Below are 11,431 nucleotides of genomic sequence, written 5' to 3'. Positions count from 1 at the left end.
AATCAAGGGGGTAACAATGAGCCAAATTAAAGTTAAAAACTTCGGTCCAATTAAGGCGGGTTTAGTAGAAAATGATGGTTTTATCGACGTTCGGAAAGTAACGATTTTTATCGGTAATCAAGGAACTGGAAAAAGTAGCATTGCTAAATTAATATCAACATTAAGCTGGTTGGAAAAAGCTCTATATCGTGGAAATTTAGAGGAAAAATATGTGACTAAATATAATCGTTTTGTTAAATCTTTTTGTCAATACCAAAATTTAACCAATTACTTTTTACCCGAAACCCAAATTGAATACAATGGAGATGTTTATCGAATTAGTTTTGAAAATGCTAAATTATCGATCGAGCGTACTGATAATTCAAAGTATCGAGTACCAAAAATTATGTATGTACCAGCAGAGCGAAACTTTTTGAGTGCAGTAAGATGGCCAGAAAAACTCAAAGGACTGCCAGAATCATTATATACTTTCTGGGAAGAATTGGATCGCTCACAACAGGAATTATCTGGCAGTTTGACTTTGCCAGTAGGTGAGGTCAAATTGGAATTTGATAAACTCAATAGACTGGCCAAGATTGTGGGTAGTGATTATCAACTAAATCTATCAGAAGCTTCCAGTGGTTTTCAGTCTTTTGTTCCTTTATTTCTCGTTTCTCGAAATATTGCTTTATCGATTAATCGAACTCAAGAAACTTCCCGCAATGAACTCAGTGGAGAGGAGCAAAAAAGATTAAAAATGGAAATCGAGAAAATTATCTCTAATGATAATCTTTCCGATGACCTAAAAAGGGCAGCACTGGAAGTGTTATCTTCTAAATACCGCAATGAGTGTTTTGTAAATATTGTGGAAGAAATCGAGCAGAATCTATTTCCCCAATCTCAGAAAAAGATTTTATATAAATTATTTGAATTTGCCAATTTAACCCAGGGAAATAAACTAATTTTAACTACTCATAGTCCTTATATTATCAACGATCTAACCCTAGCTATCAAAGCGGATAAAGTTATCAAAAAAATCCTATCATCAGCGATTTCTAACGCCGATTATCTCCAAGAAAAGCTCAACCAAATTGTCCCGAAAGCCTCTTGTATAGCGGCACAAGATGCTATTGTATATGAATTAACAGAGCAAGGAGAAATCCGAGAACTTGCTACATATAATGGTTTACCTTCTGATGAAAATTATCTCAATCTTTCCCTGGGAGAGACAAATCAGCTTTTTGATGATTTACTAGAAATCGAAGAACAGTTATGAAGATAAATTTCTTTGATAAAAAATGTCAGAGTCAAACCCCTCGGCATAAATTTGGAATTTGTGATCAGCCACCTCCCCCAGAAACTCCCGCTTATTTAGATACAGAAAATCCCAGGGATTGGATTGCTATTGTGGAAAACTCTCAAGAAATTGAAGTGACATTTACCGCTATTGATAAATGTATTGAAATTAGAAAAGTCGATGGTAGTGGTATGGATAAACGCTGTGATGGAATGCTGACCTATGCTAATTGTTTGATTTTTGTAGAATTAAAAGAACGAAAGGGGAAAAATTCGGGGTGGGTAGGAGACGGAGAAGACCAACTAAGAAACACAATTCGGGTATTTATTGAAAATCATGGTATAGAGGATTATTCATCTAGAAAAGCCTACATTGCCAATAACAAAAAGCCTACCTTTCAGACTTCACAAACGGAGAGGATGGAAAAATTTCGCCAAGAAACTGGGTTTAGATTAATCATTCAAAATATCATCAAAATTGACTGATTTAATTCTCTTTGATTCGGTGGCTCTGAAGATATTGATTTTCTAGAGTGTAGAGATATCCTAGTTTGATGTTGAATCTCACCCTGCCGACCGCCTTCGTTATCTCAATATCCCAAAGCTAACCCATCGGACTGAGGTTCGCAATTTGCCGGATAATTTGACCCTTGCCAAAATGGGAGGAATCTGCGAGCGCCACCTGATGGACTCTGGGGGTTAATCCGGGCAGTAATTCGGGGGCTGCACCCCTTTCTAAAAGTACGCTGTTTCCCCGTAAAAATCGCCATCTAGGGGCATCAAGGGCGGTTTGAGGATTGAAATGATGGTCAACCATGTTTACCGCCATTTATCGGGGGACTTGGGGGGCATAGGTGCGCCCATCAAAAGTGCCATTATCCCAACGGAGAAAACTGGGGATAATCAGATGAAAAGGGCGTTTAGCGGGGGTAATGGGGTTAGGATGACCCAATTCGAGGGTAAAACCACTAGCAAGGTTAGGCAGGGCGATTCCCGTCTGGGGGACTAAAATACCAATGGCAAAACCATCAAAATTGGATTGAAACTTTACAATACCGGAAAATCTCGATCGCTTGTGGCCAGATAGACGGTTCCCTTCTGGGGTTTTTGGTAGAATTAATGGTGCGAACAAGTGTATTAATCGAGAATTTCTCACCTTCCCCGATGGAAGTTGGAAGCATTAAGTCTCGGTGACTTCTAAACTGTCCACAATTGTCCGAAAGCTTTCTAATCCAGCTTCGAGGTTTTCCATAATCTCCAAAGCCAGCACATCGGGGTCAGGCAGGTTGTCAAGGTCGGTTAAACTTTTATCTTTGAGCCAAAATATATCGAGGCTGGTTTTATCCCTGGCGATAATCTCATTATATGTGAATTTTCGCCAACGTCCTTCGGGATTCTGTTCTGAATAGGTTTCGCTGCGTTGATGACGATTTTGGGGATGATAACAGGTGATGAAGTCCTGTAAATCGGCGGGTTTTAAGGGGTTTTTCTTGAGGGTAAAGTGAATATTGGTGCGAAAGTCATAAAACCAGATGGCTTTTGTCCAAGGGTCTTTAGCGGCGGGTTTATTATCAAAAAAGATGACGTTGGCTTTCACTCCCTGTTTATAAAATACGCCGGTGGGTAATCTGAGGATAGTATGCAGGTCGGTGGTTGATAATAGTTGTTTGCGGACGGTTTCCCCGGCGCCACCCTCGAAAAGGACGTTATCGGGGACAACCACGGCAGCTTGTCCTGTGCTTTTGAGCATGGAACGAATATGCTGGACGAAGTTGAGTTGTTTATTAGAAGTGGTTGCCCAAAAATCCTGACGATTATAGGTTAAGTCTTCCTGGTCCTGTTCCCCGTCTTCATTAGTGAAAGTTAGGCTGCTTTTTTTGCCGAAAGGGGGATTAGCAAGGACATAATCGACGCTAAGGGGAGAAGGAGCAATCAGAGCATCGGTGGAGGCGATAAAGCATTGCTCATCGTTAATATCGCCGATATTATGCAGAAACATATTCATCAATGCCAGGCGTCTTGTATTGGCGACGATTTCATTACCGTGAAAGGTGCTTTTTTTGAGAAATTCTTTCTGTTCTCGGTCTAAGGGATGATTTTTGACCAAAAAGTTATAGGCTGCCAGAAAAAAGCCGCCGGTTCCACAGGCAGGGTCAGCAATAGTTGCCATGGGTTGGGGACGCAAGCATTCTACCATGGCCCAAATCAAGGGCCGGGGGGTGAAGTATTGTCCGGCGCCGCTTTTGGTGTCTTCGGCGTTTTTTTCTAGAAGTCCTTCGTATATGTCGCCTTTGACATCCGTTTCCATCATCACCCAGTTTTCTTCATCTATCATGGTGATGATTTTGAGCAGTTTGGCAGGGTCTTGGATTTTATTTTGAGCTTTGGTGAAGATTTGCCCTAATAAGCCTTTTTTTTGCCCTAATTCGCGTAATATGCCGAGGTAATGAGCTTCGAGGTCGGCCCCTCGTTTGCTGCGCAGACTTTGCCAGTCGTATTCAAAGGGGATGCCGATTTTACGATTATAGGGCGGTTTGGCGTATTCATCAGCCATTTTCAGGAATAGGAGGTAGGTGAGTTGTTCAAGGTAGTCCCCATAACTGACCCCATCATCCCGCAGGGTGTTACAAAAACTCCAAACTTTTGAGACAATTGAGGCGGTATTCATGACATTGGTTTGTTTATTAGGGTTTTATTGGCGTTTTTTGGCTTTTTCATAAGCAGGGTCATGTTCAGCAAAGCTTAGAATAACCACTCGTTTAGGAGAAGGTTTGTCATGGATGCGATAAACAAGACGGTAGGGGGTTCCATTCCAATCGATTTCTAAGGCACGACATCCTTTGAGTTTTCCTGTTAAGTTATGACTAGGAAATCCTAACGTTTGATAGGGGTCTAAGGCGAGTATTTTTTGATAGTTTTGCCATTTTTGTTGCAGTTTTGGCGGTAATTGCGAGATGTCATTTTGTAATTCTTTGACGCTTTGAACAATATAAGGATTTTTAGCTTTGCTCATTGGCAACCCACTGTTTTAGCTCATCTTCGTCAATTTCTTGGTCTGCTTCGATAAGAGTAATTAATTGACTGGGATTATCTAATTGGGGCAGTCTTTCTATAGCTAAAGCTTCGGCTGACAGGGTTTGAGGATTGTCTTCGAGGATGACAATAACTTCGACTTTTGCCCCTTGGGGAAGTTGGGGGGTGTCGATTTTTATTGTTCCATCGGATTGAACGAAGGTGGTTTGACGAATTGCTTGTGCCATTTCTGTACTATGATTTATGTGATTTTTTGATTGGCTATGATTAGATTTTGCTACAAGTATCAGATTTTTCACCACTTTATCATCCCATCAATCCGTACTGTGATTTATGTGATTTTTTGATTGGCTATGATTAGATTTTACTACGAATATCAAAAGTTTTTGAATCGAGCATCCCATCAATCCGTACTGTGATTTATGTGATTTTTTGATTGGCTATGATTAGATTTTGCTACGAATATCAAAAGTTTTTGAATCGAGCATCCCATCAATCCGTACTGTGATTTATGTGATTTTTTGATTGGCTATGATTAGATTTTGCTACGAATATCAAAAGTTTTTGAATCGAGCATCCTATTAGTTATCTCAATCATAGTCATCATTTAATGATTTCTAATCATGGTTTTGGCTTTGGTTTCATGACTCGTTTAAATTCTAAGCTTCTTGAGCCAAAGTTAATTAGTAAACCGATGGGAAGTCTATAAATTTCTATATAATTAATGGCTTGTGCGAGGTGAACATCTTCAAGTTTAATGACGGCTTTGATTTCTACCATTATCCTTCCTTCTACGAAAAAATCAACTCGTCTTGTGCCGATATGTGTTCCTTTATAAATGATATTCATTTCGTGTTCTTGACTAAAGGAAATTCCTTGATATGTCATTTCTATGGCTAAGGCGCGTTGATAGATTTTTTCCTGAAAGCCGTTTCCTAGTATGCGGTGTACTTCCATGGCACAACCGATTATTTTACCTGTTAATTCGCTGTCTGGATATTTAGAAGAAACGTAACTCATGCTATTGACTTGATACGATTTTTTGATTGGCTATGATTAGATTTTACTACGGGTCGCATAATTTTTCTAACCACCCGTACTGTGATTTATGTGATTTTTTGATTGGCTATGATTAGATTTTGCTACGAATATCAAAAGTTTTTGAATTGAGCATCCCATCAATCCCTCAATCATAGTTCTCATTTAATCATTCCTAATCATAGTACGAGTTTCCCCTCAAAGGCCCGTTTTAAGATGCTTTGGCGCAATGCCTCTGCTTTGTCTAAGTTCTCGGTGAGGGTGGCTTCTAATTGGTCACATACTGATAATCTTGATTCGATTTCTTGCACGATTTGCGTTTGTTCTTGGAGGGAAATATAAGGAAAAGGATAGTTACATAATTTTTCACCATTAATATTGGATTGATTCACCCCATCGGTTTTTACTTTATTACCATGATTCTTGGCTATTGTGCTGTTAAGAAAATAAGTCAAGTATTTAGCATTTACAATAGAGTTAATTTGATTAATTCTAATTAAATATCCAGCAAAAATAGCAGGTACTTTTCCTGAGTATATAGCTGTCTTTCCTACTAATTCAGGACTATTTGTTCGGTTAAATAGAACATCATTCTCCTGAAGAAGGTACTGTCTAATTTCGTCTTCATTACTTGTAAAAACAAGGTCAGACCAATCTATAATTCCGTTTTGGATGTTACCCATTCTAAGAACAGGAATTTTTCCTTCTTTTTGTGATTTTGATGATGTTCCATATTCCGTTCCTATCGTCATGTAACCCAATTTCACCCACATCCACCCATTAGGTAAACTGGGTAAATTGCTTAATTCTTCTTTGGTGAGGGGAGGTAAATCTTTTGGCTGTTGGGGTTTGGTGGGTTTTTTAGTTTCCTTGCCGTTATTTTCCCATTCTTTAAGTGCTTGTTTCCAGTCCTCTAATTGTTGCTGATAATGGCGTTTTCTTTCAGCTTTAATCTGTTCTAATAGGGTATCGGCATCCTCTAGACTGTCTTGATGTGTGTTGCGCCATTTTTCGGTTAATTTGCCCTCAAATGCCCATTTTAACACTGCTTGACGGTAGGTTTTTAGTTGTTCTAGCACTTTTTTCAGGGATGCAACCCCGTTATCTAATTCTGAGAATAATTCTTCAATTTTCTCGACAATTCGATGTTGTTCAGGTAGGGGAGCAATTGGAAATTGAATTTTAGCAAAGTTTTTCCTTGAAATTCTTTTTCTGGTAGAACCACTTTTATATTTATCGACCTCTAATCTAGTTTGAGGAGAATTGATCAAATATAGCAAGTATTGTGAATTAATGAAGTTGCTATTATTCCTAATAATACAAACATCTACAACTGTAACAAATTTTTTGATTCCACTTAAAGGGAAAATACAAGCACGTCCCAAAGGATCAGGAAGTCTTGCTACTAAAATATCTCCTTTTTGTAGATAAGTACAATTCAATTCAATAGATTTTTTAAAAGTTAAAAACCTATCTGATTGATCCTTAAAAAATCCATCTCCAATGTCAGCAAGCTGAATTAACCTTACTTCACCATTAGGATCCTGATCTTTTGACTCTACCCAATCACCATCACAGAATATACCATCATGACCGATCAATTCTTTAATAGCTGATTTAGTCCACCCCGGGGGTAAATCTGAATAATTTAAGTTGGCTAATTCCATCACATCTTGTAAGGTCATATTTACTCCTTAATTTGTTCTTTTATCCATTGTCTCACTTGCTTTAAGGTGGCTGTTTCTCCGATGATAAACCTTTGTTCTAGCCATGAAGGAATTAGGGTTATATCTAAGAGGGGAAAGGCTAAACTTTCGGTTATTTCTTCATAACCGTTTGTTTCCTGATTCAATCCATAAAACCGGAGGTTATTCCCATCATATCGCCAGATTTCCGGCACGGCTAAGGCGGCATAAATGGGGAATTTATCGAGGGAACCACTGGTAATATCAATTTCTATCGCTAAATCTGGGGGTTTATCTCCTTGGTTAAGGTCGATTGATAACTTATTTCTGACTTCCGGTTCATTTTTGAGGTAAAAACAAGCATCCGGCTCAATTCCTTTTTGAATATCATCTCTTTTCAGGGTTAGAGAACCGACACTTTTAATGTTTAAATCCCATTCTTCTGCCATGATAAAGACAAGACGGGAAATAAACCAGTTATTGTTCTCATGTTCCATTAAAGGACTCATAATCTGCAAATATCCCTGATTATAGGTCAGACGCTTACTCGAATTTTGGCTTAATTCCTCGCAGATTCGCCCAAAGGTTTGCCAACTAATGGGGTGTAGTATCAGATAATTTTCTGCGGGTGATTTTGTGAGTGTTTTCATAGTAATTTCTTAAATTCAGCAATGGTTAAGTCATAAATACTCGACAATACCGTGCATTTCTTCAGGAGACATCACCTCATAAATTAATATCAAATTACGGATAATCTCTCCAATTGAACGACTGCCCTTCTTACAAAAAGCGATGCCATAATGGGTATTGTCTTGACTTGCAATCTTGAGAAAATCCGTGTCATGGGTAACAATCACCCGTTTTTCCTGCTTCACAAATGCTAATTGTACCGCATCGGATGTGCCTGCCATATTCATCTCAAAAGTTGTCGTTACCTCAATTCCCTGACTACGAAGGGCTAAGGCAACATCAGGGTCAACATTTTCATCTAAATGATAGCGAATCCGTTTATTCACCCCGCAAAGCCCTCAATTTTTCTTGTAACTGAGAAGGATGATTTTTTTGAAATTCATCGGCAAACGCTTCATCTTCAGCCATTTGCTGGTCAATTTCCCCTTGATGCTCGTAATAATAAGACATAGCTCCATAAACCGAAGCCAGAGAAAGATGATATTTCCCTGCTATTAATTCCAAAGATTGCGCCATTTTCAGATACATAATGGCAATTTCAGCCACCGTTATGCGACTGCCGACAATATGCGGTCTGCCATTACGAATATCAGGGTTTATGGCAATATGTTGGGTTAAAGTTACAGTCATATTTTATGCCACTAAAGCGATGTTTAATTCCTCGATAATAGCCTCCATCTCATCGCCAAAAAGCTGATGGAGTTTACCGATTCCCCCCATACTATCAAAAGGGGTATAGTCCAAATCCTCTCGCTCTAAGGCAAAAGAACTGATAATATGTTCCTTGATTGCCCGTAGCCATTGCATCTGTTCTTGATTGAATTTTACTGATGCGCCCGCCTGTTTTTGAAAAACCCAAGTTTGAAAAGCTTTATCGATGCGTTTTTCATGGGGGGTTAAAACCTCATCTAAGCCAATAACACGCCGGATTAGGGCAATTAACGCCGTTAACTCACTGGTGGGATTGCTTGGCACCGCTTCTATCTGTTGATAGGCTGCCCATACTCTCACTGGCGCTAGGTTGGGGCGGTCTTTTTTGAGAATATCTAAGACTTCCTTGACCATTTTATAGGTGACGGGACGCTGTTGATAGGGCAGGTTATAGAGGATACGCAGGGCGGTGATTTCGTCCTTATTTGCCTCAATAAAGGCTGTAAAGTCATTTATTAGGGCTTGATTGTCTATCCGTTGCGCTTCACTCCATCCTGAGAATGTCACCCTATCCAGATTCTGAGTATCTATGTACTGTTCGTGTACTTTCCGCACATTCTCAAGGTAATGACTCAATTCCCCAGTCAAATAGCCGGCAGCCGCACGAGTAAGGGCTTTTTCCGCCGCTTTTAACTGTTCTGGGGTCGGATTTGTGGTTTGATAGGTTTCTTTGGCCCTATCCTCAATATTATCGGGGTCTGTGGCATTAAGCAGGGCTTTGGCCATATCTCCCAAAGTTGCCCCTCCGGTGATTTCTTTTATCTTTTCAGCTTCTTTTGGCGTGATTTGTCGTTCTAATCGCGCAAAACGACAGGCTAGGGAGATATAGGCATCGCTATCGTCTGTTCCCATCATAATGCCCATCATCAGGTCTTTTAAGGGGACACTGGATTTTCTTTCCAGGGGCCGGCTATCGGTTTTGGCTGATTGTTCCACACCGACAGCATCGATGATAATAAAGTGAGTTTTGGCAGAAAGGGCGGATTGAGAGACTTTTTTGAGACCATCATGGTCAAGGGTGCGTGTACCTCGTCCTTTCATCTGTTCGTAGTAGTTTCGAGATTTGACATCCCGCATAAAAATTAAACACTCAAGGGGTTTAACATCGGTTCCCGTGGCAATCATATCGACTGTGACGGTGATACGGGGATTAAAATCATTTCTGAACTGAGAAAGCACGGATTTCGGGTCTTCTGGCGATTTATAGGTAACTTTTTTGCAGAAATCGTTCCCTTCGCTAAATTCTTCCCGGACTATCTGAATAATATCGTCAGCATGGCTGTCATCCTTGGCAAAAATCAGGGTTTTCGGGACTTCTTGGCGATGGGGAAATAATTCTGGCAGTTTATCGCGAAAGGTGCGGATAATTTGGCGTATTTGGCTGGGATTGACCACATCTCGGTCAAGTTGCTTGCCGGTATAGACAATATCCTCGTCCGGTTGTACCCAGCGTTTTTCACGGGTTAATTTTTCCCTTTTTTCGATGTATTCCCTGAGAATACGCCCGCCATTCTTGGTTATCTCCGTTTCTATAGTATAGACTTGATAATCTACGTTTACGCCGTCCATTACCGCTTGTTTGTAGCTGTATTCACTAACTACATTTTCATGGAAAAAGGCAAATGTCCGCACGTCGGGAGTGGCGGTTAAACCAATCAGAAAAGCGTCGAAATATAATAAAACCTGTTGCCAAACGTTGTAAATCGAGCGATGACACTCATCGATGACGATAAAATCGAAGAATTCAAGAGGAACTTTCGGATTATAGACCACGGGGACGGGTTGTTTCCCTTGTACTAATTCATTCGGGTTGGTTTGTTCGGCAGCCTCATCGAGACTTTCCCCTTTAAGGATAGAATAGAGTCTTTGAATGGTTGAGATGCAGACCTGAGCATCTTTGGCCAGATAACTGGAGGATAATCGCTGAACGTTGTAAAGTTCGGTAAATTTTCGGTTATCATCATTGGGAACAAAATTCATAAACTCCTGTTCAGCTTGTTCTCCTAAGTTTTTGGTATCGACTAGAAATAACACCCGTTTGGCATCGGCAAACTTTAGGAGGCGATAAATAGCGGTAATAGCGGTGAAGGTTTTGCCGCTTCCCGTGGCCATCTGCAGCAAGGCCCGGGGAAAATTTCGCTTAAAGGAGGCTTCTAAGTTGGTAATAGCTTTAATTTGACATTCTCTTAGTCCATTCGGCTCAAGGGGGGGAATATCTTGCAGTTTATCCCGCAAGCTTTTGGGTTTATCTTGCCATTCTTGCAGGGTTTCCGGTCGGTGAAAGGAAAAAACAAGACGGGAACGAGGTTTCGGGTCGCGGCGATTGGTAAAGCGCGTCAGCTTGCCTGTGCTTTCGTAAATAAAGTTAAGGGGCTGGTTATTGATATATTTCAGCTTACTATTAGCGTATTTGTTTGATTGTTCCTCCGCCACCGTTAAACAGAAGCCTTTTTCCTCTCGTTTGGCCTCAATAATACCGACGGGTTCTCTATCCACAAACAGGACATAATCAGCGAATCCGCTATCGGTTGGATATTCCCTGATAGCCACTCCCAAACTGGTATTGAAGTTGATTTCTTTTTTATCTTGGACAGACCATCCCGCTTGAAGCAATTGTTCATCAATCAGTTCACGCGATTGGTTTTCTGGGGTTTGATTGCTGGAAGGCATGGTTAGCAAATTTGGCGCGATAAGCTGACTAATTTAACAGAAAATGTCAATATTTAAGTAGGTAGGTATTGAAAACTTTCAGATCCCCCCGCCTATCGGCACCCCCCTTATCAAGGGGGGCAGGGGGGATCGAACCTAAAATCCATTTTTAATTTAATTATAAACAGCTATTTATCTTTATCTAAGCAGATTGCTGACTAATTTAACGGCAAATGTCAATATTTAAGTAGGTAGGTATTGAAAACTTTCAGATCCCCCCGCCTATCGGCACCCCCCTTATCAAGGGGGGCAGGGGGGATCGAACCTAAAATCCATTTTTAATTTAATTA

13 protein-coding genes are annotated in these 11,431 nt (G+C 40.2%); 2 read left to right on the top strand and 11 right to left on the bottom strand.

The genetic code is table 11. The features are described 5' to 3' along the window. Positions 1-16: 16 nt before the first annotated feature. The gene (locus IM507_RS20315) at positions 17-1,255 is read left to right on the top strand and encodes an AAA family ATPase (protein ID WP_190538093.1); all 1,239 of its coding nucleotides are present in this window, start codon (positions 17-19) and stop codon (positions 1,253-1,255) included. After that, positions 1,252-1,761 (top strand): hypothetical protein, encoded by a 510-nt coding sequence (locus IM507_RS20310; RefSeq protein WP_016516396.1) that lies wholly within the window; start codon positions 1,252-1,254, stop codon positions 1,759-1,761. Before IM507_RS20315 ends, IM507_RS20310 begins: the two co-directional genes overlap by 4 nt. Positions 1,762-1,879: 118 nt before the next feature. Here the strand turns inward: IM507_RS20310 and IM507_RS20305 are convergent, their stop codons facing one another. The 11 genes from IM507_RS20305 to IM507_RS20255 form a co-directional block, all read right to left on the bottom strand. Beyond that, positions 1,880-2,092, bottom strand: coding sequence for a gamma-glutamyltransferase (locus IM507_RS20305; protein ID WP_176721646.1), 213 nt, complete (start codon positions 2,090-2,092; stop codon positions 1,880-1,882). A gap of 12 nt (positions 2,093-2,104) precedes the next feature. Then, positions 2,105-2,407 (bottom strand): gamma-glutamyltransferase, encoded by a 303-nt coding sequence (locus IM507_RS20300; RefSeq protein ID WP_199309461.1) that lies wholly within the window; start codon positions 2,405-2,407, stop codon positions 2,105-2,107. A gap of 48 nt (positions 2,408-2,455) precedes the next feature. Then, positions 2,456-3,943: a class I SAM-dependent DNA methyltransferase gene (locus IM507_RS20295; RefSeq protein WP_287637615.1), complete on the bottom strand. Its 1,488-nt coding sequence runs from the start codon at positions 3,941-3,943 to the stop codon at positions 2,456-2,458. A 24-nt stretch (positions 3,944-3,967) separates the two neighbouring features. After that, complete coding sequence (locus tag IM507_RS20290; RefSeq protein ID WP_002733533.1) at positions 3,968-4,288, bottom strand: type II toxin-antitoxin system RelE family toxin; 321 nt, start codon at positions 4,286-4,288, stop codon at positions 3,968-3,970. Then, on the bottom strand, positions 4,275-4,535 hold the full coding sequence (locus IM507_RS20285; RefSeq protein WP_002731890.1) for a hypothetical protein: 261 nt from the start codon (positions 4,533-4,535) through the stop codon (positions 4,275-4,277). Before IM507_RS20285 ends, IM507_RS20290 begins: the two co-directional genes overlap by 14 nt. A gap of 394 nt (positions 4,536-4,929) precedes the next feature. Further along, the gene (locus IM507_RS20280) at positions 4,930-5,328 is read right to left on the bottom strand and encodes a GxxExxY protein (protein WP_123230079.1); all 399 of its coding nucleotides are present in this window, start codon (positions 5,326-5,328) and stop codon (positions 4,930-4,932) included. A gap of 197 nt (positions 5,329-5,525) precedes the next feature. Then, a complete protein-coding gene (locus tag IM507_RS20275) occupies positions 5,526-7,031 on the bottom strand; it encodes a restriction endonuclease subunit S (protein WP_287637614.1) in 1,506 nt (501 codons plus the stop codon). 2 nt (positions 7,032-7,033) lie between these two features. Continuing rightward, positions 7,034-7,681 carry a Uma2 family endonuclease gene (locus tag IM507_RS20270; protein ID WP_272104640.1) on the bottom strand — a complete coding sequence of 216 codons (648 nt, stop codon included), beginning with the start codon at positions 7,679-7,681 and terminating at the stop codon, positions 7,034-7,036. A gap of 30 nt (positions 7,682-7,711) precedes the next feature. Continuing rightward, positions 7,712-8,047: a DUF5615 family PIN-like protein gene (locus tag IM507_RS20265; RefSeq protein WP_271936246.1), complete on the bottom strand. Its 336-nt coding sequence runs from the start codon at positions 8,045-8,047 to the stop codon at positions 7,712-7,714. Beyond that, positions 8,040-8,351 (bottom strand): DUF433 domain-containing protein, encoded by a 312-nt coding sequence (locus IM507_RS20260; RefSeq protein WP_271936244.1) that lies wholly within the window; start codon positions 8,349-8,351, stop codon positions 8,040-8,042. The genes IM507_RS20265 and IM507_RS20260 overlap by 8 nt, the downstream gene beginning before the upstream one ends. Before the next feature lie 3 nt (positions 8,352-8,354). Beyond that, positions 8,355-11,102, bottom strand: coding sequence for a type I restriction endonuclease subunit R (locus IM507_RS20255; RefSeq protein ID WP_123230083.1), 2,748 nt, complete (start codon positions 11,100-11,102; stop codon positions 8,355-8,357). Between the last annotated feature and the right edge of the window lie 329 nt (positions 11,103-11,431).

This window comes from Microcystis sp. M20BS1 (genome assembly GCF_020245305.1).
Taxonomy (GTDB): domain Bacteria; phylum Cyanobacteriota; class Cyanobacteriia; order Cyanobacteriales; family Microcystaceae; genus Microcystis; species Microcystis ichthyoblabe_A.
Note: the sequence above shows the minus strand (reverse complement) of the source record. Positions and strands in the feature narration are given on the sequence as shown.